21 protein-coding genes are annotated in these 23004 nt (G+C 70.4%); 17 read left to right on the top strand and 4 right to left on the bottom strand.

All coding sequences use genetic code 11. The annotated features are described in order from the left end of the window. The 4 genes from groEL to ACFE64_RS10285 all read left to right on the top strand — a co-directional run. Positions 1-836: chaperonin GroEL (gene groEL / locus ACFE64_RS10300; RefSeq protein WP_375392373.1), on the top strand; the 836-nt coding region annotated here is incomplete at its 5' end. 193 nt (positions 837-1029) lie between these two features. Next, a complete protein-coding gene (locus tag ACFE64_RS10295) occupies positions 1030-1593 on the top strand; it encodes a Uma2 family endonuclease (RefSeq protein ID WP_375392372.1) in 564 nt (187 codons plus the stop codon). Between the two features lie 126 nt (positions 1594-1719). Next, positions 1720-2304, top strand: coding sequence for a glutathione S-transferase N-terminal domain-containing protein (locus ACFE64_RS10290; RefSeq protein ID WP_375392371.1), 585 nt, complete (start codon positions 1720-1722; stop codon positions 2302-2304). Positions 2305-2336: 32 nt separating this feature from the next. Beyond that, entirely contained in the window at positions 2337-3974 is a 1638-nt protein-coding gene (locus ACFE64_RS10285) for a DUF6311 domain-containing protein (protein WP_375392370.1), read from the top strand. Here ACFE64_RS10285 and ACFE64_RS10280 read toward each other — a convergent pair. Then, positions 3943-4998, bottom strand: a complete 1056-nt coding sequence (locus tag ACFE64_RS10280) for a mannose-1-phosphate guanylyltransferase/mannose-6-phosphate isomerase (protein ID WP_375392369.1) — start codon at positions 4996-4998, stop codon at positions 3943-3945. The genes ACFE64_RS10285 and ACFE64_RS10280 overlap by 32 nt on opposite strands. 123 nt (positions 4999-5121) lie before the next feature. Between ACFE64_RS10280 and ACFE64_RS10275 the strand changes: the two genes are divergently transcribed. From ACFE64_RS10275 to prsR, 3 genes are read left to right on the top strand one after another with little or no spacing between them, the layout of a single operon-like run. Continuing rightward, positions 5122-6507, top strand: a complete 1386-nt coding sequence (locus ACFE64_RS10275) for a TIGR03013 family XrtA/PEP-CTERM system glycosyltransferase (RefSeq protein ID WP_375392368.1) — start codon at positions 5122-5124, stop codon at positions 6505-6507. 10 nt (positions 6508-6517) lie between these two features. Continuing rightward, positions 6518-8521, top strand: a complete 2004-nt coding sequence (gene prsK / locus ACFE64_RS10270) for an XrtA/PEP-CTERM system histidine kinase PrsK (protein ID WP_375392367.1) — start codon at positions 6518-6520, stop codon at positions 8519-8521. Continuing rightward, positions 8518-9864 carry a PEP-CTERM-box response regulator transcription factor gene (gene prsR / locus ACFE64_RS10265; protein ID WP_375392366.1) on the top strand — a complete coding sequence of 449 codons (1347 nt, stop codon included), beginning with the start codon at positions 8518-8520 and terminating at the stop codon, positions 9862-9864. Before prsK ends, prsR begins: the two co-directional genes overlap by 4 nt. Before the next feature lie 25 nt (positions 9865-9889). Here prsR and ACFE64_RS10260 read toward each other — a convergent pair whose 3' ends face one another. Then, positions 9890-11674, bottom strand: coding sequence for an ABC-F family ATP-binding cassette domain-containing protein (locus tag ACFE64_RS10260; RefSeq protein WP_375392365.1), 1785 nt, complete (start codon positions 11672-11674; stop codon positions 9890-9892). Positions 11675-12050: 376 nt separating this feature from the next. Between ACFE64_RS10260 and ACFE64_RS10255 the strand changes: the two genes are divergently transcribed. The 6 genes from ACFE64_RS10255 (at position 12051) to ACFE64_RS10230 (ending at position 16092) form a co-directional block, all read left to right on the top strand. Further along, on the top strand, positions 12051-12257 hold the full coding sequence (locus ACFE64_RS10255; protein WP_375392364.1) for a DUF6980 family protein: 207 nt from the start codon (positions 12051-12053) through the stop codon (positions 12255-12257). 1 nt (position 12258) lies between these two features. Then, positions 12259-12654, top strand: coding sequence for a DUF4279 domain-containing protein (locus ACFE64_RS10250; protein WP_375392363.1), 396 nt, complete (start codon positions 12259-12261; stop codon positions 12652-12654). Positions 12655-13339: 685 nt separating this feature from the next. Further along, positions 13340-13501, top strand: a complete 162-nt coding sequence (locus ACFE64_RS10245) for a hypothetical protein (protein ID WP_375392362.1) — start codon at positions 13340-13342, stop codon at positions 13499-13501. A gap of 185 nt (positions 13502-13686) precedes the next feature. Then, entirely contained in the window at positions 13687-13974 is a 288-nt protein-coding gene (locus tag ACFE64_RS10240) for a hypothetical protein (protein WP_375392361.1), read from the top strand. Positions 13975-14042: 68 nt separating this feature from the next. Continuing rightward, on the top strand, positions 14043-14708 hold the full coding sequence (locus ACFE64_RS10235; RefSeq protein WP_375392360.1) for a response regulator transcription factor: 666 nt from the start codon (positions 14043-14045) through the stop codon (positions 14706-14708). A 25-nt stretch (positions 14709-14733) separates the two neighbouring features. Next, a complete protein-coding gene (locus ACFE64_RS10230; RefSeq protein ID WP_375392359.1) occupies positions 14734-16092 on the top strand; it encodes an ATP-binding protein in 1359 nt (452 codons plus the stop codon). Positions 16093-16406: 314 nt separating this feature from the next. Here the strand turns inward: ACFE64_RS10230 and ACFE64_RS10225 are convergent, their stop codons facing one another. Together ACFE64_RS10225 and ACFE64_RS10220 are read right to left on the bottom strand one after the other, a co-directional pair. Then, complete coding sequence (locus ACFE64_RS10225) at positions 16407-17405, bottom strand: LLM class flavin-dependent oxidoreductase (protein WP_375392358.1); 999 nt, start codon at positions 17403-17405, stop codon at positions 16407-16409. Positions 17406-17440: 35 nt separating this feature from the next. After that, positions 17441-19747: a S8 family peptidase gene (locus ACFE64_RS10220; RefSeq protein ID WP_375392357.1), complete on the bottom strand. Its 2307-nt coding sequence runs from the start codon at positions 19745-19747 to the stop codon at positions 17441-17443. Between the two features lie 118 nt (positions 19748-19865). Between ACFE64_RS10220 and ACFE64_RS10215 the strand changes: the two genes are divergently transcribed. The 4 genes from ACFE64_RS10215 to ACFE64_RS10200 form a co-directional block, all read left to right on the top strand. Further along, positions 19866-20534: a pyrimidine 5'-nucleotidase gene (locus ACFE64_RS10215; RefSeq protein ID WP_375392356.1), complete on the top strand. Its 669-nt coding sequence runs from the start codon at positions 19866-19868 to the stop codon at positions 20532-20534. After that, a complete protein-coding gene (gene dapD, locus ACFE64_RS10210; RefSeq protein ID WP_375392355.1) occupies positions 20531-21346 on the top strand; it encodes a 2,3,4,5-tetrahydropyridine-2,6-dicarboxylate N-succinyltransferase in 816 nt (271 codons plus the stop codon). Before ACFE64_RS10215 ends, dapD begins: the two co-directional genes overlap by 4 nt. A 200-nt stretch (positions 21347-21546) precedes the next feature. Continuing rightward, positions 21547-22653, top strand: a complete 1107-nt coding sequence (locus ACFE64_RS10205; protein ID WP_375392354.1) for an NAD(P)-dependent alcohol dehydrogenase — start codon at positions 21547-21549, stop codon at positions 22651-22653. Between the two features lie 131 nt (positions 22654-22784). Then, positions 22785-23004: fructose-bisphosphatase class II (locus ACFE64_RS10200; protein ID WP_375392353.1), on the top strand; the 220-nt coding region annotated here is incomplete at its 3' end.

Genomic DNA, 23004 nt, shown 5'->3' with positions numbered 1-23004 from the left:
TGAAGGTCGCGGCCGTCAAGGCGCCGGGCTTCGGCGATCGCCGCAAGGCGATGCTGGAGGACATCGCGATCCTGACCAAGGGCGAGATGATCTCCGAGGATCTCGGCATCAAGCTGGAGAGCGTGACGACCGCGATGCTCGGCTCGGCCAAGCGCGTCACGATCGACAAGGACAACACCACCATCATCGACGGTGCGGGTGAAGCCGACGCGATCAAGGGCCGCACCGAGGCGATCCGTCAGCAGATCGAGAACACCACGTCGGATTACGACCGCGAGAAGCTCCAGGAGCGCCTGGCCAAGCTCGCGGGCGGCGTTGCCGTCATCAAGGTCGGCGGCGCGTCCGAGGTCGAGGTCAAGGAGCGCAAGGACCGCGTCGACGACGCCCTTCACGCGACCCGCGCGGCCGTGGAAGAGGGTATCGTCCCCGGCGGCGGCACGGCGCTGCTGTATGCCACCAAGGCGCTCGAGGGCCTGTCGGGTCAGAATGACGACCAGACGCGTGGCATCGACATCGTCCGCAAGTCGCTGACGACGCTGGTCCGCCAGATCGCCAGCAACGCCGGGCACGACGGCGCGGTGGTGTCGGGCAAGCTGCTCGAGGGCAACGACCCGACCCAGGGCTTCAACGCCCAGACCGAGAAGTACGAGAACCTGGTCGAATCCGGCGTGATCGACCCGACCAAGGTGGTGCGCACCGCGCTCCAGAACGCGGCGTCGGTCGCGGGCCTGCTGATCACCACCGAGGCGGCGGTGAGCGAGCTGCCCGAAGACAAGCCGGCGATGCCGATGGGCGGCGGCGGCATGGGCGGCGGCATGGGCGGCATGGACTTCTGATCCGAGTGCGGCCTCGGCGAGTGTTGCTCGTCGAGGCCGCGCCGGATCGGCCGGCCGATCGGCGGCAACGCCGTCGAGAACCGGTCCGACGTCCGGCGGCGGCTTCGCCGCCGTTCCCCCGAAGCAAGAGAAGGGTCGGAGGTCACCGCCTCCGGCCCTTCTTTTGTTAGGCCAACAGGGTTATGCGGTTCCCATGGCCTCGGCTTCCGAAGAACGCCTGCTGACTGCGGAAGAGTTCCTGGCGATCGAGTGGGGCTCGTCCGACATCAAAGCCGAGCTGGATGACGGGGCCATCCGCATGATGGCGGGCGGCAGCGAGGCTCATGCGCGCGTCGCCGGAAATACTCAGTTTGCCCTCCGCACGCGTCTGCGGGGAAGCGGCTGCCGCACCTGCAATTCCGACTTTGCGATCCGCACGCATGGCGGATCAATCAGGTACCCCGACGCGTCGGTCTTTTGCGGTCGCGATTTCGATGCGGAGCAACAAGCCCGGGCTTTCGACGACCCGACGGTCATCGTCGAGGTGCTCTCGCCGTCGACCCAGCGGCACGATCGAGGCGTCAAGCTGGACGAGTATCGCGCGCTCCCGAGCGCCCAGACGATCGTTCTGATCGACCCGCTTCGGCAACGGCTGCGCGTATTGCAGCGCAAGAGTTCGGCTGGGTGGACGGACGACGAGTATGCCGAGCCCGTCGATCTGGATGTTCCGTCCCTTGGCTTGACCATCCCGCATGCGGAAATCTTCGCGGTCGACTGATCCGCGTGCAACATGATCGACGTGCCGCGCCACTTTGCGCAATGCCGCCAGCTGCAGCCGCGCTCGGCATCGCGAGCCTGACCGGCTGCCGGCAAGTTATGCACTGATTGCAAGGAGGAGAGGACAATGAAGCTCTATTACTCACCCGGGGCATGCAGCCTGGCGGACCATATCGCCCTGCACGAGGCGGGGCTCGCCTTCGAGCACGAGCGCGTCGACCTCAAGACCAAGCGGACCGAGCACGGGGCGGATTTCACCGCCGTCAATCCGAAGGGCTATGTGCCTGCGCTGACCCTCGACGACGGCGAGACGCTGACCGAGAACGCCGCGGTGCTCGACTGGATCGCCGACCAGTCCGCGTCGTTGCGCCCCGCCGGCCCGCTCGCGCGGACGCGGCAGCTCGAGGCGCTGGCGTTCATCTCGAGCGAGCTGCACAAGGCGTTCGCGCCGTTGTTCCGCGGCACCACCGACGCAGAGAAGGACGCGGCGCGCGAGGCGGTCGCGGGCAAGCTCCGGCTGGCGCAGCAGCTGTTCCGGGGCGAGTATCTGCTCGGCGACCGGATCGGCGTCGCCGACTTCTACCTGTTCGTCATGCTGCTCTGGGCGGAGCGGCACGGCATCGCCACGCCCGCGCCGCTGGCCGCCTATCGCGACCGGCTGAAGGCGCGCGACAGCGTGCGCAAGGCGATGACGCATGAGGGGCTAAGCTGACCCGTTAACCATTCCGGCAGCAAGAGGCGGCGATGCGCCGCGCCGCCTTTCCGCTGTCGATCGCCGCGCTGGGTCTGCTCGTCTTCCTGGCCTGGATGCACCCGGCGGTGCTGCGGCCGGGCAATGTCGGCTGGTTGCTGACCGGCGACGACCGCGGCCAGGGCGCGATCGGGCTCGCCGCCTATCTGCGCGCCGGCGCCTGGCCTGGGCTGCGCGAGCCGCTGCTGTCCGCGCCCGAAGGCACTGCGCTCCTGTTCACGGACAGCATCCCGCTATTAGCCCTGCTGCTCAAGCCGCTCGCGCCGCTGCTGCCCGCTGCCGTGCAGTTCGTCGGCCCCTGGTATCTGCTGTGCGCGTTGCTGCAGGCCGGATTCGCCGCCGCGCTGGTCCGCCGCCACGCGCCGGACCCGCTCGCCGCCTGGTGCGGCGCGGCGCTGCTGACGCTCAGCCCCGTGCTGCTCGACCGCTACGGCCATCCCAGCCTGTGCGCGCAGTGGCTGCTGCTCTGGGCGTTGTGGATCTTCGTCGAGCCGCGCCGTGCCGTGCGCGCGGGCTGGTGGGCGGCGGTGCTGGCGGCGGCGGCGCTGGTGCACAGCTACCTCCTGCTGATGGTGCTCGCCATCTGGTCCGGCGCGCTGCTCGAACAGGCAGCCGGGCGGGAGCGATGGCAGCGGCTGCCGGTCAGCTGCCTGGCATTGCTGCCCGCGCTCGGCATCATGGTCGCGCAAGGCGCGTTCGCGGGCCACTATCTGGCGACGCACAGCTACGGCCAATTTTCGGCGGCGCTCGACGCGTGGTGGAACCCGGCCAATACGAGCTACACGGCGCTGCTGCCGGCGTCACGGGCGATCGACCAGCGGCAGGCGTTCGAGGGCCTGCAATATCTCGGTGCCGGCCAGCTCGTGCTCGTGGCGCTGCTGGTTGCGCGGCTCGCGACCGGACGGCTCGATCCGGAACGGCGGGCGGTGTTGCGTCGGTTGCTGTGGCTCGCCCCGGCTTTTCTGGTGCTGGCGATGCTGGCGATCGGACCGGCCTTGTGGTGGCGGAGCCACCTTCTCGCCGCCGCCCCGCTGCCGACGTGGATCGTCGACCTGCTCGATCCCGTGCGCGCCGCCGGACGGCTGATGTGGCCGGTGACCTACACGCTCGCCATCGCCGCGATCCTCGTCGCAGCCGGCGGACGGCGGGGCGGCCTCATGCTCGGGGCGGCGTTGGCGCTGCAGGTGGCGGACCTCGCGCCGATGCTGGCGGCGGTGCGCGCGACGAGCCTGCGGGCGGACGATAGTAGCCCGTTCACCCGTACTCTCGATCCCCGCTGGGCCTCGCTCGTTGCCGGCGCAAGCGCGGTGGAGTTCGAGCCGGCGTCTTATGACAATCTGCCGGTGATGCAGGAGCTGAGCTGGCGCGCGGTGCTCGCCTGCCGGCCCGTCCGCTCGACCTATGCGGCGCGCGAAGCGGTCGCGACCAAGGCGCGGATCGCGGCCGACGCGCGGATGTTCGCGCTAGGCAGGATCGATCCCACCCGTCTTTACATCCTCCCCCCGGGTGGAGTGCCCGCTGCCCTGCGACCGCGCGGCCGCCGGCTGGACGGGATCGCGCTGATCCCGCTATCCTCACCCGCGCCGCCGCCGGCCTGCGCTACCGCTTCATCGCCTCGATCAGCGCCTTGACCTCCTGGCTGCGGCCGCGCGGCACGATCAGGATGTCGTCGCCGGACGCAACCACGATCAGGCTCTCGACGCCGACCAGCGCCACGCGCGGGCCGTCGGTGCGGACCAGGCAATCGCGCGTGTCGATCGCGATCACCTCGCCGCCATGCGCGCCGTGCGCGTTGCCGGCCGCGTCCCGTTCGCTGATGGCGTGCAGCGCATCCCAGCTGCCGACATCGCTCCAGCCCATCGCCACGGGCGCGACCGCCACCCGGTCGGCCTTCTCCATCACGGCATAGTCGATCGACTCGTCGGGCGAGGCCGCAAAGACGGCCGCGTCGGGCAGCACCCGGGCGCCCTCCCGCCTGGCCGCGCGCATCGCGCCCTCGGCCGCCATCAGGATTTCCGGCGCATGCTGGCCGAGCGCGGCGAGATAGCGGTCGGCGCGGAACAGGAAGATGCCGCCGTTCCAGTCATGGTCGCCCGCCGTCAGCATCGCCTCGGCGCGGTCACGCGGCGGCTTCTCGACGAAGCGCTGGACGCGGAACACGCCGTCGCCGACCGCCGGGCCGCGCTGGATCCAGCCATAGCCCGTCTCCGGCGCGTCCGGGGTGATGCCGAAGGTGACGAGCCAACCGTCGCCGACCAGCGGCAGCGCGCGCGCGATCGCATCGTGAAAGGCGGCCAGATTGCCGATGACATGATCCGAGGGCATGACCAGCAGCGCCGCCTCCCCGCCGACCTCCAGCGCGGCCAGCGCGATCGCCGGCGCGGTGTTGCGCGCCATCGGCTCCAGGATCAGTGCGCGCGGGCGGACGTCGACGGCCGCGAGTTGCTCTTCGATCAGCGCGGCATGACGGGCATTGCCGACGATGACCGGGTCCGCGAACCGGTCGCCGGTCGCGCGCCGGGCGGTGAGCTGCAGCATCGTCTCGGCCGCCGTCAGGGGCAGCAGCTGCTTCGGCCGTTCCGGTCGCGACATCGGCCACAGCCGGGTGCCGGACCCTCCGGAGAGGATGACGGGGATCACGCGGTGCTCGGTCATGGCGCGTGCTTTAACCGCCGTCAGGGGCGCTGTCTCCCTTCACCCTTCCTTTGCCAGTTGCGCCTATGCCGACGCACAGTGTCGGCTGGGTTGACACGTCAGCGTCGGAGAACGGACGGCGGCATGGTCCGGCTGTTCAAACACTATGTTCCCCATGCCGTGCTGCTGCTCGGTCTGGTGGATCTCGTCCTGCTGCTGCTCGCGGCGGAAGCGGGCTGGGTATTGCGCGCGCATCAGATCGGCATCGCCCTCACGCCGGTCGCCGCGCGCTGGCCACAGCTCCTGTCGTTCGCGGCGGCGCTGCAGGTCGCGCTGGTGGCGGTCGGCGCCTATGGCGTCGGCTCGTTCCTGTCGCTGCGCTTCGCCGCGGCGCGGCTCGCGGTCGCGGTGTCGCTGGGCGTCATCTTCCTGTCGATCCTGTACTTCCTGGTGCCGTCGATCAGTTTCTGGCGATCGAACCTGCTCTATTCGATGCTGTTCGCCTGTGCGCTGCTGGTCGGCGTGCGCGCGTTGCTCGGGCAACTGCTGGGCGGCGAGCGGTTCAAGCGACGCATCGTCGTGCTGGGCGCGGGCAGCCGCGCGGCGCGCATCCGCGAACTGGCCGAACAGCCTGGGGTGAACTTCGTCGCCGCCGGCTTCGTCGCGATGGACGCGGCGCCCGCCCTGGGCGACGCCGTGCCGCGCGACGCCATCCCCAATCTCGCGGCCTATGTCATCGATCAGGACGCGAACGAGGTGGTGCTGGCGCTGGAGGAGCGGCGCAACGCCCTGCCGCTCGCCGACCTGCTGCGTGTCAAGACGACGGGCGTGCAGGTGTCGGACTTCTCCAGCTTCCTGGAGCGGGAGACGGGGCGCGTCGACCTGTCCACGCTCAATCCGTCCTGGCTGATCTTCTCCGACGGTTTCGCCTCGGGCCGGATCGTGTCGAGCGCCGCCAAGCGGGCGTTCGACATCGTCGCGAGCACCCTGCTGATCGCGCTGACCTGGCCGGTCGTGCTGCTCACCGCGATCGCGATCAGGCTCGAATCGCGGGGACCGGCCTTCTACCGCCAGCACCGGGTCGGGCTCTACAATCAGGGCTTCGACATCCTCAAGCTGCGTTCGATGCGCATCGACGCCGAGGCGGAGGGGCAGGCGCGGTGGGCGGCGAAGGACGACCCGCGCGTGACGCGGATCGGCCGCTTCATCCGCAAGGTCCGCATCGACGAGCTGCCCCAGGCCTGGACGGTGCTGAAGGGCGAGATGAGCTTCGTCGGCCCGCGCCCGGAGCGGCCGCAGTTCGTGGCCGAGCTGGAACGGCACCTGCCCTTCTATGCCGAGCGGCACATGGTGAAGCCGGGCATCACCGGCTGGGCGCAGATCAACTATCCCTATGGCGCGTCGGTCGAGGATGCGCGGCACAAGCTGGAATACGACCTCTATTACGCCAAGAACTACTCGCCCTTCCTCGATCTGCTGATCCTGCTGCAGACGCTGCGCGTCGTGCTGTGGCCCCAGGGGGCAAGGTGACGGGCGCGCGATGACGGCGGCGCTCATCCTGTGGGGACACGCCCTGGCCGCGCTGCTGTTCGCGGCGACGGCGCTGGCGGAGTGGCGGCGCGGGCGGGCGGGGCGGGGCGCGTTCGTCGCCGCATTGCTCGCGACGGCGCTGTGGGCGCTGGCGGTGGCGGGCATCGACGCGCGCGATCTCGCCGCGCGGCTGGCGGAGGCGGTGCGCAACCTGGCCTGGCTCGGCTTCGCCTTCACCCTGGTGCGGCGCACGCGGGTGGCGGGATGGGCGCTGGCCGCCGTCTATGCGGTCGTGGCACTGGTGATGGTGACCGGCGCGGGCCTGGCGGCGGCGGAGGCGGTGACGCATGGCGATGCCGCGGCGGCGCTGGCGACCGCGCGGCTGGTGTTCGGGATGATGGCGGCGGCGGGCGCGCTGGTGCTGGTGCGCCAGCTCCATGCCGCCGCGCTGGCCGGCCGGAGCGGTGTCCGGCCGGTGGCACGGGCGCTGGCGCTGATCTGGGCCGCCGATCTGGTGCTGAGCGCGGCCGCCTATGCCGACACGGGCTGGGGTACCGCGCTGGTCGCCGCGCGCGGCCTCGCCGTCGCCGCCGCCGGCCTGCTGCTGGCCGTGACCGCGCACCGGCGTGACGACTGGACGCTCGCCCTGTCGCGGGCCGCGACCATGCGCGCGCTCGGCGCGATCGCGCTCGTCCTCTATCTCGGGGCGGTCTCCGGCCTGGCGCGGCTCGCCGGTGCGCTCGGCGGCGATTACGCGCGCGCACTCCAGGCCGGCGTGGTGATCGGCGCGGCGACGGCGCTCGCCACCTTCGCCTCGACCACCTGGCTCGGCGCCTGGGCGAAGGTGAAGCTCGCCAAGCACCTGTTCCGCCACCGCTACGACTATCGCGTCGAATGGCAGCGGTTCACCGATACCCTCGCGGGCGATGGCGCGGCGCTGGAGGAGCGCGTGGTCGAGGCGCTCGCGAAGCTGCTCGATGCGCCCGCGGGCCTGCTGCTGACCGCCGATGCGGCGGGCGAGGCGTGGCGGTGGGAGCCCGCGCCCGCGCCGCTCGACCCGCCGCTCGCGGAGCGCCTGCGGTTCACCCGCCGTATCGTCGAGCTCGACGCGGTGCGCGCCGGGCGGGCGCCCGAGGACGCCGCGGTCGTGCCCGGCTGGATGCTGGCGCGCGCTGACGCCTGGGCGCTTGCGCCGCTGGTCCATGGCGACACGCTCGCCGGCGCGGTGCTGCTGGCGCGCCCGCTGGTCGACCGGGCGCTCGACTGGGAGGATTTCGACCTGCTGCGGATCGCCGGGCGCCAGGTGGCGAGCTACCTTGCCGAGGCGCGCGCCGCCGACGCGCTGGCCGAGGCGCGCCGGTTCGACGAGTTCAACCGCCGCTTCGCCTTCATCCTGCATGACATCAAGAACCTGGTCAGCCAGCAGCAGCTGGTCGCCCGCAACGCCGAACGTCACGCCGCCAACGCCGAGTTCCGGGCGGACATGGTGGCGACGCTGAAGGACTCCGCCGACCGCATGACCAGTTTGCTTGCCCGCCTGTCCAGCCGCGAGACGGGAACCACCGAGCCGCTCGCTCCCGTCGATTGCGCCGCGCTCGTCGAGCGCATCGCGCATGGCCGCCGTGCCCAGCACCCGATCATGGTGGAGGCGGAGTCGGGCTGGGCGACGGCGCGCCCGCAGCGGCTGGAGCAGGCGCTGGGTCACCTTGTCCAGAACGCGATCGAGGCGAGCGCCGCGGCCGTGCCGGTGACGCTCCGCGTGCGTGCCGCGGACGGCCGCGTGACCGTCGACGTGGTCGATCGCGGCCCCGGCATGTCGGCGGCGTGCATCCGCGATCAGCTGTTCCGCCCGTTCGCCTCGTCCAAGCCGGGCGGGTTCGGCATCGGCGCGTTCGAGGCGCGCCAACTGGTCGGGGCGATGGGCGGCACGCTGGCGGTGGAGAGCCGCGAGGGCGAGGGGACACGCTTCCGCATCACGCTCCCTGCCGCAGCGGCGCTGGAGGTGGCGGCATGACCAAGCCGGTGCTGCTCGTCGTCGAGGACGATCTGGGGCTCCAGCGCCAGCTGCGCTGGGCATATGAAGGCTATGAAGTCGTGGTCGCGGACGATCGGGCGAGCGCGCTCGATGCGGTGCGCGAGCATGGGCCGGCGGTGGTGACGCTCGATCTCGGCCTGCCGCCCGATCCGGACGGCACCGCCGAGGGGTTCGCGACACTCGCCGCGATCCTCGCGATGCGGCCGGAGACCAAGGTGATCGTCGCCTCCGGCCATGGCGCGCGCGCCAGCGCGTTGCAGGCGATCGCCGACGGCGCCTGGGATTTCTACGCCAAGCCGATCGACATCGACCAGCTGGGCCTGATCGTCGCCCGTGCCTTCCACGTCCATGCCCTGGAGGGGGAGAACCGCCGGCTCGCCGCCGCCGCGGCGCCGGGCGGGTTCGGCGGGCTGGTCTACGCTTCGCCCGAGATGACGGCGGTGACGCGCACGCTGGAGCGCGTCGCGCCGGCCGACGTGTCGGTCATGCTGCTCGGCGCGAGCGGGACGGGCAAGGAGCTGCTGGCGCGAGGAACGCATCAGGCGTCGCGGCGGCGCGGCGGGCCGTTCGTGGCGATCAACTGCGCCGCGATTCCCGAGACGCTGCTGGAAAGCGAGCTGTTCGGACATGAGCGCGGCGCGTTCACCGGCGCGATCCGCACCGTCGAGGGCAAGATCGAGCAGGCGGCGGGCGGCACGCTTTTCCTGGACGAGATCGGCGATGTGCCCGCCGCCTTGCAGGTCAAGCTGCTGCGCTTCCTGCAGGAACGGGTGATCGAGCGGGTCGGCGGGCGCAGGCCGATCGCGGTCGACACGCGCATCGTCTCGGCGACGCACCAGGACGTGGACGCGATGGTCGCCAACGGCCGGTTCCGCGAAGACCTCTACTATCGCCTGGCCGAGATCGTGGTGCGCATTCCGACGCTGGCGGATCGGACCGGCGACGCGGCGCTGCTCGCCCAGCATTTCGTCGGCCGCTACGCACCGGCGCTGAACCCGCAGGTGGCGGGGCTCGCCCCCGATGCGCGCGCGGCGGTGGACGCCTGGCGCTGGCCGGGGAACGTCCGCGAGCTGGAGAACCGCGTCAAGCGCGCCGTCATCATGGCGGAGGGCAAGCGCGTCACCGCCGTCGATCTCGACCTGCCGGCGGGCGGCGATCACGAGCCGCTGGAGCTGCGGACGGTGCGCGAGGCAGCGGATCGGCGGGCGATCGCGCGGGCGCTGGCGCGCGCGGAAGGCAACATCTCCGGCGCGTCGCGACTGCTCGGCGTCAGCCGGCCGACGCTCTACGACCTGATCCGGAACTACGGCCTCAACGCCTGACCCGGGCGACGCAGCGGCGGCGAGGTCAGCCGAGCGCCTCGACCTGCTCGGCCAGCTCCAGCCACCGCAGTTCGGCGGCATCCTTCTCGGCGCGGGCGGCGTCCAGCGCCGCGCTCAGCCGGGCGAAGGCGGCGGGGTCGCGGGCGTAGAGGTCGGGGTCGGCAAGCGCCGCCTCGTCGCGCGCGATCCCGCGGTCGATCTGGTCGATGCGGGTGGGGAGGAGGTCGTAGTCGCGCTGGTCCTTGTAGCTCAGCTTGCGGGACGTCGCGGAAGCGGCCGTCGGCGCAGCTGCGCGCTCCTGCGGCTTTCTGACCGCCGAAGGGCGCGCCGGCGCGCGCTTGCGCTCCCAATCGTCATAGCCGCCCGCGACGATGTCGACCCTGCCGGAGCCGTCGAGCCCGAGCGTCACGGTCACGGTGCGGTCCAGGAAGTCGCGGTCGTGGCTGACGATCAGGACGGTGCCGTCGTAGTCGGCAATCACCTCCTGGAGCAGGTCGAGCGTCTCCAGGTCGAGATCGTTGGTCGGCTCGTCGAGCACCAGCAGATTGCTGGCGCGGGCGAACTCGCGCGCCAGCAGGAGCCGCGAGCGCTCGCCGCCGGACAGCGTGCCGATGCGCGCGTCGATCAGCCCGGGCTCGAACAGGAACTCCTTCAGATAGCCGTGGACGTGCTTCCTGACGCCGAGCACCTCGATCCAGTCGCCGCCGTCCGCCAGCACGTCGCGCACCGTCTTCTCGGGCGCCATCAGCTTGCGCTGCTGATCGATGATGACGCCGTCGAGCGTCTTGGCGAGCTTCACCTCGCCCGTGTCGGGGGCGAGCTCGCCGGTGAGCAGCCTGAGCAGCGTCGTCTTGCCCGTGCCGTTGGCGCCGACGATGCCGATCCGATCGCCGCGGGTGACGCGCAGCGACAGGTCGCGGATGATGGTGCGCTCGCCGAACCCCTTGCCGACGTGCTTGGCGTCGATCACCGTCTTGGTCCGTACGTCGTCGGTAGCGATGGCGAGGTTGGCCGCGCCCTGCGGCCCCATCATCGCCGCCCGCTCGGCGCGCATGTCCTTCAGCTTGGCGAGCCGGCCCTGGTTGCGCCGTCGCCGGCCGGTGACGCCGCGCTGGAGCCAATGCTCCTCCAGCTTGAGCTTGGCGTCGAGCCGCTCGGCGTTGCGCTCCTCTTCGGCATAGACCTGCTCGGTCCACGCCTCGAAGCCGCCATAGCCCACCTCCGCGCGGCGGAGCGCGCCGCGATCGAGCCACAGCGTCTGGCGGGTGAGCCGGGTGAGGAAGGTGCGATCGTGGCTGATCACCACGAAGGCGCCGGTGAAGCGCTGCAGCCAGCTCTCCAGCCATTCGATCGCGACGATGTCGAGATGGTTGGTCGGCTCGTCCAGCAGCAGCACGTCCGGCGCCTGCGCCAGCGCGCGGACGATCGCGGCGCGGCGGCGCTCGCCGCCCGACGCGGTGGCCGCGTCGCGCGCCAGGTCGATGCCGAGCTGGCCAGCGATCGCATCGGCCTCGTGCCGCGCCGGCGCTTCGGGATCGGCAAGAACGTAATCGAAGAGCGTGGCGTGGCCGGCGAGGCTCGGCTCCTGCTCCAGCATGACGACGCGCGTGCCCGGCACGATCGTGCGCCGGCCCTCGTCGGCCTCGACGCGGTCGGCGATCAGGCGGAGCAGCGTCGACTTGCCCGCGCCGTTGCGGCCGATCAGCGCCAGCCGGTCGCGCGGCATCAGGTGCAGGTCGAGATGGCGGAACAGCCACCCGGAACCCTGGATGATGCCGAGATCTTCATAGGCGAGGATGGGAGCGGGCATGGCGCGCGCCGTATCGCTTCGGCGACGCCGAAGCGAGGCCGGGCGCCGCGGCGCGATCAGACTTTTTCAGCCGCGCTGTCGTCGCCCGACGCATGTCGAACAGAGCCGCCATAGTGCACCGGGCGTCATTGGGCGTTGGCCTGCTGGTGAGGTGAGGTCGGCACGCCCTGGCCGTTGGATGAGACACGCCCATCGCCATAATCATGCTTGGATAGCGCATCGGCTATATGCATCATGGAATTGCCCCGGGTCGGCCACATTCCGGGTGATGCAAAACCTGTGAGTTTTGCATCATGCCGTGTCTGAGAGTCGTAGCTTGCGGCTGACGGTAATAGCAGTCGTTGCCCTGGCGGTAGTGGATGAGGCACATTGAATCATGACAAAGCCGCTATGCTGCGACCGAATATCGGAAGACCTAAACCGGACCTGTGCGATACATGCCGATCGCACAGACTGTCCGGATGCCTTCATCGCCGAGATGAACGGCGGCTATGGGTTGATGGTCCACGATGGAGGGAGCAGCGCCATCGAGATTGGTTTCTGCCCATGGTGCGGAACCAAGCTGCCGCCGATGGAACGGTGACATGCTCGCTTTGATAGTCATGGGTTTTGACGTTGACCCGACGATGGTGACCAGCATCCTTCAGCTGGAGCCCACTTTAGTTCGCCGGAAAGGCGATGTCGGCAAGGGCGGTAGGCCGAGCCGCTCCAACGGGTGGCACTTGGATGTTCACCCAGGCCGGCTCAGTGACGGAAAGCAGCACGAGGACGCTCTTGCGCTGCTAATGTCGTATCTCCGCGATCGTGAAGACAACTTCGCTCGGCTGCATTCCGAGGTGCGCCCAGATGATGTGGGCGTCTACGGAGGGATGTATGTTCCTGCGGACGGGCAGTGCGGCGTCTGGCTTATGCCAGACGATATGATGACGCTCGCTCGATGTGGTGTAGCATGGGATATGCATTTGTCGGTCGATGACTGATGTGGCCTGCACACCCTGGTTATGATGCAAAACTTTTAATTTCGCATCACTGACCCGGCACGGTGCTGGTCCGTAGGCATCTTCACATCAGGGTGGGGCTACCTGACAACGGATCGCCTGTGGCTTCCCACTGAATGTTCTCGACATCAGTGAAGCGAGCCAGATGAAGCGGTTCTGATACCATGATACCCAGACAGTCTTTCGGCCGAACATGCCGAGGGTCCGAACCAGCGAAAGGGCTTATAGCAGCGTTGACGAATATCAGCGCCTCAAGGCGACGGCCCCTACCGCCCTGGCGGTCGAGGAGCTGGACGGCGCGACGTTGAAGGCGCTGGTGGCATCACGGATGGATCTCGCCACGACCATCTCACTGCGATGATGATGGATTAAGCCCCTCGGCTTCGCACCTGAGATGTCGCTTCCCACCCCGGAACCGGGCCTGTAATCCCCTATGCCTATCCGTGGCGGCACGAGCATCGCAAAGTACAGGACGAAGGCCGCAAGGTCCGCCCAAGCGCAAACGTGCTGGCGGTGCAAAGCCCCAAGGGTGGTGCCCCGCGCGTAATGGTCGCACCGATCACGCACACCCCGCCAGCGAAGGGCGAGGAAGCCATCGAGCTGCCGCCCCGCGCGAAACAGGCGCTCGGCTTGGACGACGATCGCTCCTGGATCGTGCTAGATGGAGGTGAACAAGTTCGCCTGGCCCGGCTATGACATTCGGCCCGTGCCGGGGAGCAAGGATCGCTTCGCCGACGGTTTCATTCCGTCCGGGCTCTACGATACCGTCATCGGCCGCATCCTCGAGCTGGCCGCCGCACGGCGCATCGTGGAGATTTCCCGCCACTGAGCGGGATCTCCGATACGATGCGGAGACCGCACAACGGCGCTGATCGACGTGAAGGCTCTGCGCGTGCAGGTCCGCGCAATTGCTATGTTCAACGACGCGACCTGCGCGACGGGCCGCTGGTCGATGAAGCCGGCATGACGGCCTATTCACAACCCGTTCAACGCGCCGGCCCTACCCGCCGCCCGGTGTTCGCCCCCTTAGCCCTCCTGCTGATCCTCGCCGCGCCCGCGCCGGCCGACCAGCATCGCGACGACCAGTGGCGTGCATTCGAGCAGCGCCGCGACGGGCGGCTGCTGCCCCTGCGCGAGATCGAGAGCCGGGTGGTGCCGACGATGCGCGGGGCGGAGTATATCGGCTTCGACTTCGATGGCGGCAGCGGCGTCTACACGCTCAAGTTCCTGCGCAACGGCACCGTCATCTGGGTGGCGGTGGACGGCCATTCGGGCCAGGTGCTGGGCCGGACGCGCGGCTGAGCGCCACCGCCCTTGCGCCGCCCGCCGCGCGCCGCGATAGCTCCCAACACCAGCCCCAGGAGAAGCCGATGCGCGTTTTGATCGTGGAGGACGAGCCGAACCTCGGCCAGCAGCTGAAGAACACGCTGGAGGGCGCGGGCTATGCCATCGACCTCGCCACCGACGGCGAGGAGGGGCATTATCTCGGCTCCTCCGAGAGCTACGACGCGGTGGTGCTCGACCTGGGCCTGCCGGAAGTCGACGGCCTGACCGTGCTCGACCGCTGGCGCAAGGAGGGCAAGACCATGCCCGTGCTGGTGCTGACCGCGCGCGACAGCTGGTCGGACAAGGTCGCGGGGCTGGACGCCGGCGCCGACGATTATGTCGCCAAGCCCTTCCAGACCGAGGAGCTGATCGCCCGCCTGCGCGCGCTGATCCGCCGCGCGTCCGGCAACGCCTCGAGCGAGCTGACCGCCGGCGACATCCGGCTCGACACGCGCTCGGGCAAGGTGACGCGGGCGGGCGAGGCGGTGAAGCTGACCGCGCAGGAGTATAAGCTGCTCTCCTACCTGCTCCACCACAAGGGCAAGGTGGTCAGCCGCACCGAGCTGATCGAGCATATCTACGACCAGGATTTCGACCGCGACTCCAATACCATCGAGGTGTTCGTGACGCGGATCAGGAAGAAGCTGGGGCAGGACGTGATCACCACCATCCGCGGGCTGGGCTACAGCCTGGAGGACCCGGACGCGTGACCTTCCGCCGCCGGGGTAACGGGTGATGGCGGAGGAGGCTGGCCCGACCCGCGCTACCGGCAGCCTGGCGCGGCGAATGATCCTGATCGCGGCGGTGTGGATCACGCTGCTGCTGGCGGGCGGCGGCTTCGCGCTCGATAGGGTGCTGTCGACGGCGATCACGCGCAACTTCGACGACCAGCTGGAATATGTGCTGACCGCGCTGATCGTCTCCGCCGAGATCGGCCCGGACGGCGAGGTGGTGTTCACCCGCGAGGCTGCCGACCAGCGGTTCCTGGAGCCCTATTCCGGGCTGTACTGGCAGGTATCCGCCTCGGGCCGTGATCCCTTCCCGTCACGATCGCTGTGGGATCGCCGGCTTGCCTATGGCGACCCGCACCGCGATCGCGGCATCCATGTCTACGACACCCGCCAGTTCGGCGACGAGCCGCTGCGCCTCGTCGAGCGCGATGTCGTGCTGCCGGGCGCGCCGACCCGCTGGCGTTTCCAGGTCGCCGAGAGTCGCGACGGGCTGAACGCGCAGATCTCGGCGCTGCGGCGGACGCTCGTGCGCTCGTTCGCGCTGCTCGCGCTGGGGCTGCTCGTGCTCGCGGCGTTGCAGACCGTCTATGGGCTGCGCCCGTTGCGGCGCGTGCGCGAGGAGATCGCGCGGATGCGCGCCGGGCGCACCAATCGCGTCAGCACCGCGATGCCGATCGAGGTGCAGCCGATGGTCGAGGAGCTGAACGCGCTGATCGCGCACAATGAGCGCCAGGCGGAGGAGGCGCGCACCCATGCCGGCAACTTGGCGCATGCGCTCAAGACGCCGCTCACCGTCATCATGAACGCCGCCACCGCCGAGGCCGACGATCTCGCCGACACCGTCTGTCGGGAAGCGCGGACGATGCGGCGCCAGGTGGATCACCACCTCGCCCGCGCCCGCGCGGTGGGCCGGCGCGGCTCCGCGCACAGCCGGGCGGAGGTGTGGCCGAGCCTGGAGTCGGTCGAGCGCGCGGTGGCGCGGCTTTACCGGCACATCCGCATCGACGCGTCCGGGCCCAAGGACCTGCAGGTGCATGTCGAGCGGCAGGACCTGGACGAGATGCTCGGCAATCTGGTCGAGAACGCGGCGAAATATGGCGGCGGCAGCGTGTTCGTGACGGTCGCGCGCGCGGGCGAGTTCGTCGAGCTGCTGGTGGAAGACGACGGCGCCGGCATCCCGGAGGCGGATCGGGTCCGCATCTTCGATCGCGGCGTGCGGCTCGACACGGGCAAGCCGGGCACCGGGCTGGGCCTCGCGATCGTGCGCGACGTGGCGGAGATCTATGATGGCGCGGTCACGCTGGAGGAGAGCGAGGACCTGGGCGGCCTGCTGGTGCGGCTGCGGTTGCCGGCGGCCGACTGATTGTCTTGATCGAACGGTCGCCCCAATTCGTCTCGATGATGCCCACATCGGCCTTTGATCGGTTCGGCCATGGCGGCAGGATCATTTCCGCCTTCGCCTTGGGTGGCGCGGTGATAGCCGGTCTGGCACTCGATGGCTGCCGGCGATGGCGGTAGGCGGGGATCCATACGGGCTGACTTTCGACAGTCGAAGGACCGCGACTATGGATTCCCGCCTGCGCGGGAATGACGGGAGCGTGCGCGGGAACGACGGAAGCGTGCATTGGGACAACGGCAGAGAATGTGCCGGCTCCTCGCGCTGTCATCCGGCTCCCGTCAGGCGGGGACCGTCAGCTCCTCCATCGCCGCCGCCGCGATCGCGATCGAGCGTTTGCGCGCCGCGTGATCGTAGATCGAACTGGTCAGCATGATCTCGTCGACGCCGGTGCGGCGGACGAAAGCGGCGATGCCGTCGGCGATCCGCTCTCGCCCGCCGACCGCCGAGCATTGCAGGACATGGTCGAGGATCGCGGCGTGCTGCGGCGGCAGGCCGGCGCGGTAGCCGGGCACGGGCGGCGGCAGCTGGCGCGGGTTGCCGGTGCGCAGTGCCACGAACGCCTGCTGCTGCGAGGAAGCAAGCAGCTCGGCCTCGACATCGGTATCCGCGGCGAAGACATTGAATGCGGCCATCGCATAGGGCTGCGCGAGATCGGCCGAGGGCCGGAAGTCGCGGCGGTAGATCGCCATCGCCTGGTCGAGCGCGTCCGGCGCGAAATGCGAGGCGAAGGCGAAGCGCAGGCCCAACATCGCGGCGAGTTGCGCGCCGAACAGGCTGGAGCCCAGGATCCACAGCTCGGGCCGCGCGCCCGCGCCCGGCGTCGCGACGATGCCGGTGCGGCCGTCATCCGCGAAATAGCTCTGCAGCTCGACGACGTCGCGCGGGAACTCGCCGGCATCGCTCGCTAAAGTCCGGCGCAGCGCGTGCGCGACGCGCTGGTCGGAGCCAGGCGCGCGGCCGAGGCCGAGATCGATCCGGCCGGGAAACAGCGCGTCCAGCGTGCCGAACTGCTCGGCGATGACCAGCGGCGCGTGGTTCGGCAGCATGATCCCGCCCGCGCCGATCCGGATGGTGCTGGTCGCGGCGGCGACATGGGCGAGGACGACGGCGGTCGCGGCGCTGGCGATGCCGCGCATCCCGTGATGCTCGGCCGTCCAGTAGCGGTGGAAGCCATGCGCCTCGGCATGGACGGCGAGATCGGCGGCGTTGCGGAACGCCTGGGCGACGCTGCCGCCTTCCACCACCGGCACGAGATCGAGGAGCGAATAACGGATCATCCCCACTACATGGGCGCGGCCGGTGCGCGGCGCAATCAGAGCCCCAGCGACCAGCGCAGCGCGGCGCCGCGGTCGGCGGGGAGCGTCGCCCAGTTGCCGGGATTGCGCCGCCAGAACAGATTGGCCTGGAGCGCGCCGCCGGCGAAGGGGCGGGCGTAGCGCGCTTCCATGTCCAGCTCGCGGCCGGTGGGCGCGAGGCCGAGGCGCTGGGTGGTCCAGGTGCTGACGCTCTGGCTGGCATAGTCCCACGCGGTCGGCAGCGTCAGATCGATGCCGCCGCTCGCGACGCGCAGCGGCTGGGCGACGCGCAGGCCGAAGCTGTCGTGGCCGAACACGCCGTCCTTGCCGATGTCCGCGGCATAGGCGGTGGTGGTGAGGCGCCCGCCGCCGGCGAAGCCGTGGACGTCCGCCGCGCTCCAGCCACGGCGCACCGAGCCGCCCAGCGTCCAGCCTCCGCCCGCGTCGAGCCGGGCGGCGGCCGACAGGAACCAGCTGTTCGCGTTCGGACTGCCCAGCGCCGGGCCGAGCCGCGCGCCGAGCACCGTGGCGCTCTCCATCAGCCGGGCGGCGGCCAGCGTCGCGGCGAGCGGGCCGGCGCGGCGGTCCAGCGTCAGCGAGGCGAGCGTGTAGGGCGAGCGCTGCCACCGCGCGGCGCTGGGCAGCGCGCGATCGGCGGGCGAGAGCGCGTCGCCGCTCTCCGCCGCCGCGGTCAGCCCCCATGGCCCGAACCGCCGGCCGACCGCCCCGGCCGCGCGCGGCGTGCTGTCGAAGCCCAGCCCGTTCGCGTCCGCGACCAGGAAGGCGGGATCGGCACGGCCGGTCATCTGTGCGACCAGCCCCTCGGCGCCGCCCCGCGCCGCGAAGCCGAAGCTGGCATGGCTGCCCAGCCGCTGCGTGACGGTGGCGGCGATGGCGCGGGCGCCCTGCGCGTCGCCGCCGGTCAGGCGGGTGGGATCGAGCGCGACGCCGCCGCCGCGCACGGGCGCGAGCGTCATCGCCACGGCAGTGCCGCCGCTCGCGAGCGATACCTGCCGATTCCCGGTCTGCAGCGAGGCGGTTAGCGTGCGCGACGGCGCGTGGCGGGCGATGGTGCGCGCGAGATCGATCGCGAAGGCGCGGTTGTAGCCGTCGAGGATCACCGCGCCGACCCCGAAGGCGCTCGCATCGCCCATCGGCGCGGAGGCCTGGCCGTTGACGCCGGTGGTGGTCACGGGCGTGCCCGGCTGACCGGCGATCGAGGTGCTGCCGACCGGCTGGAACGCGCGGGTGAGATCCAGGATGCCGCGGCCGTAGACGGCGTCGACGCCCGGTGCGCCGGCGTCGCGCGCGGTGGTGAGCAGCAGGTCGACGATCTGCGCGCCGGTCAGGTTAGGGAAGGCCTGGGCGAGCAGGGCCACCGCGCCGGAGATCTGCGGCGTCGCGAAGGACGTGCCGGACCAGAGATAGGGCGTGTTGTTGGCGTCCGGCGCGCGCACGCTCTCGCCGACCGCGGTGAGATAATAGGCGGCGCTCGACCCGGCCTTGTCGCTGAAGCTGGAGATCGTGCCGCCCGCGCCGACCGACCCGGCGATGATGACGGAGGCGTGCGCGTCGCTGGTGCCGGCGACGGCCGTGAAGCTGTCGGGATTATCCACGCCGTCGTTGCCGGCCGCGATCACGACCACGATCCCGGCCGCCGTCGCGCGGCCGATCGCGGCGCGCAGGTTGGCGGGCATGGCCGAGCCGCCCAGGCTCATGTTGATGACGCGGGCGCCCGCCGTCCGCGCCGCGTCGACGCCGGCGGCGATCGCGTCGGTCGAGAACTTGCACCCGGAATCGTCGCCCGTCGACGCCGCGCAGCTGCCGGCGCGGTCGGCGCGCAACGCGATCACCGTCGCCTCGAACGCGACGCCATGGGTGTAGGAGCCGTTGCGCCGGCCCGCGGCGGTGAAGGCGACGGCGGTGCCGTGACCGGACTCGTCGTCGACCGACGGCTCGCCGCCGACCGCGGCGGAGGCCGCCGAGATGCGGTTGTCGAACTCGGCCGATTGCAGGTCGATGCCGGTGTCGATGATGGCGAGGCCGACGCCGCGGCCGGTCGCCCCGGCATTATAGGCGGCGAGGGCATCCATCGAGACCGCGCCGACCGTGGCGCGGTATTCGGGAGTGTCATAGCCCGGCGCGGCGGTGATCGTGGTGGCGGGCGTGGGGGTCGGCGTCGGGACCGGCGTCGGGGTCGGCGTGGGCACCGAAGCGATCGGCGGCGTGGGCGTGCTGTTGACCCCGCCGCCGCCGCCGCAGGCGGTCAGCAGCGCGGTCGCCGCGAACGTGGCCGACCGCAGTAACCATGCCTTGCCCGCCATGTTAACCAAGCCCCTGTTAACTTCCTGTAAACACTCCCTAACCCCGGCTCGGGTTGCCGTGAACCGGTTGATTTCGACTCGTTGCCCCGCCTGTCCCGCCTCCGTACAGGAAATGGCGATGATCGGCGCCCTTAACCATGTCCATTCATGGGTCTTCGACCTCGACAACACGCTGTACCCGGCCAGCGCCGACCTGTTCGCGCGGATCGATGCGCGGATGACCGCCTTCATCGCCCGACTGCTCGACCTGCCGTCCGACTCGGCGCGAGTGCTGCAGAAGCGCTGGTTCCACGCGCACGGCACGACGCTGGCGGGGTTGATGGCCGAGCATGGGGTCGATCCGCAGGCCTTCCTGGCGGACGTCCACGCCATCGAGATGGACGTGCTCGCGCACGACGCGCCGCTGGTCGCGGCGATCGCGCGGCTGCCGGGGCGCAAGCTGGTCTTCACCAACGGCGACGCGCCCTATGCGCTGCGGGTGCTGGAGCGGCTCGGGCTGCGCGACAGCTTCGAGGGGGTGCACGACATCCACGCCATGGCGCTCGCGCCCAAGCCGGCGGCGTCTGCCTATCAGGGACTGTGCGATCGCTGGGAACTCGACCCGGCGCGCACCCTGTTCGCCGACGACATGGCGCGGAACCTGCGCCCGGCCAAGGCGCTGGGCATGACCACCGTCTGGGTGGACAACGGCTCGGAGCAGGCCCCCGACGACGCCGACCGCAGCTTCATCGACTTCACCGTGGCCGCGCTCGCGCCGTGGCTGGAGCGTATCCTGGAGGACGCATGACCGACCTGGCCGACACCATCGACGCCGCCTGGGAGCGGCGCGCCGAGCTGGGGTTCGACACCGGCGGCGAGGTGCGATCGGCGGTCGCCCGCGCGCTGGCGCTGCTCGACGCGGGCGAGGCGCGGGTAGCCGAGCCGGACGGCGCGGGCGGCTGGCGCGTCAACCAGTGGCTGAAGAAGGCGGTGCTGCTCTCGTTCCGGCTCAACGACAACCAGCTGATCGATCATGGTCCGGGCGGCGGCCAGTGGTGGGACAAGGTGCCGTCGAAGTTCTCCGGCTGGGGCGAAGCCGACTTCCGCCGCGCCGGCTTCCGCGCCGTTCCCGGCGCGATCGTCCGCCTGGGCGCATATATCGCCCCGAACGCGATCCTCATGCCCAGCTTCGTCAACATCGGCGCCCATGTCGGCGAGGGGACGATGGTGGACACCTGGGCGACGGTGGGCAGCTGCGCGCAGATCGGGCGCAACGTCCACATCTCCGGCGGCGCGGGGATCGGCGGCGTGCTGGAGCCGCTGCAGGCGGACCCGGTGATCGTCGGCGACGGCGCGTTCATCGGCGCACGCAGCGAGGTGGCGGAGGGCGTACGGGTCGGTGAGGGCGCCGTCTTGTCGATGGGCGTCTATCTCGGCCAGTCGACCAGGATCATCGACCGCGCGACGGGCGAGGTGTTCCGCGGCGAGGTCCCCCCCTATGCCGTCGTGGTGCCGGGCGCGACCGGCGGCGAGCCGGCGCTCTACTGCGCGGTGATCGTCAAGCGCGTGGACGCGCAGACCCGCAGCAAGACCAGCATCAACGAGCTGCTGCGGGATTAGCGTTCCAGACCAGCTCGTCATCCCCGCGGAGGCGGGGACCCATTCGGGCTGTGCGCGGGAAAGGATCGCATCGGCCGGCTTATGGGTCCCCGCCTGCGCGGGGACGACGACGGGGGTAGACTCGCGGCTGACGAGATGCGCGGGAACTTTGCCCGCCTCTCGCCCGCTTGGGCGCGAACCCTGGAAAGAGAAGGTTCGCCATGACGATCAAGGCCTTGGGCTATGCCGCCAACCACTCGTTCACCAAGCTGAAGCCGCTGGCGTTCGAGCGCGCCGAGCCCGCGGCGGACGAGGTGCGGATCGACATCCTCTATTGCGGGGTCTGCCATTCGGACATCCACCAGGTCGAGAACGACTGGGGCAACACCGTCTATCCCTGCATGCCCGGCCACGAGATCGTCGGTCATGTCGTGGCTACCGGCGAGCGGGTGACGCGGCACGCGGTCGGCGATCTGGTCGGCGTCGGCTGCATGATCGACAGCTGCCGCCAGTGCGAGCCGTGCCGCGCGGGCGACGAGCATCATTGCGAGGGGCACAACAGCTGGCTCGCCACCTATAACGGACCGATGAAGGCGGCGTCGCAGACCGACGACGGCGTCAACACCTACGGCGCCGACAACACCTATGGCGGCTATTCCAACACGGTCGTCGTCAAGGAGGATTTCGTCCTCAAGGTGCCGGCCGCCATTCCTGCCGAGGCGGCGGCGCCGATCCTGTGCGCGGGCGTCACCACCTTCTCGCCGATGAGGCATTGGGGCGTGAAGGCGGGCGACGCGGTGGGGATCGTCGGGCTCGGCGGCCTCGGCCACATGGCGGTCAAGCTCGCCGTCGCGCTCGGCGCGCGGGTCACGGTGTTCACCACCGACGAGGACAAGGTGGCGCCGGCCAAGGCGCTCGGCGCGAGCAGGGTGGTGATCGAGGGCGACAAGCAGGCCTATAAGGACCTGGAGCTGTCGTTCGACTTCATCCTCTCGACCGTGCCCGAGAAGCACAAGGTCGACCCGTTCATTACCCTGCTGAAGCGCAACGCGACCTTCTGCGCGGTCGGCGCGCTGACCGAGCTGCCCGGCTACAACAACCAGGAGCTCATCATGCATCGCCGCACGCTGGCGGGCTCGCTGATCGGCTCGATCAAGGAGACGCAGGAGGTGCTCGACTTCTGCGCCGAGCACGGCATCGCGCCCGACGTGGAGGTGATCCCGATCCAGGAGGTCAACGCGGCCTTCACACGCGTGAAGAACGAGAATGTGCGCTTCCGCTACGTCATCGACATGGCGAGTTTGAAGCAGGAGATGGCGGAGGCTTGAGCGATCCCCCGGCCGGCGTAGGTGGAACAGCATCGGCGAAGCAGGCGCCGATGCGCCGCCATGAGGCGCGCCCTCGACGGCGGTGACGGTGCCGGGTATCGGCCGCTCGCCACCACAGAGGACCGTTGTTCATGACCACCGTCGCCAGCCAGACCCTTGATCGCGTGCTCGTGCTGGAGATGGTGCGGGTGACGGAGGCCGCCGCGATGGCGGCGCACGCGCTGGTCGGTCGCGGCGACGAGAAGGCGGCGGACGCGGCGGCGGTGGAGGCGATGCGCGGGGCGTTCAACGAGCTTGAGTTCGACGGCACCGTCGTGATCGGCGAGGGCGAGCGCGACGAGGCGCCGATGC

It is taken from the genome of uncultured Sphingomonas sp. (assembly GCF_964250165.1).
Lineage (GTDB): Bacteria > Pseudomonadota > Alphaproteobacteria > Sphingomonadales > Sphingomonadaceae > Sphingomonas.
This window is presented reverse-complemented; position numbering and strand designations above follow the sequence as displayed.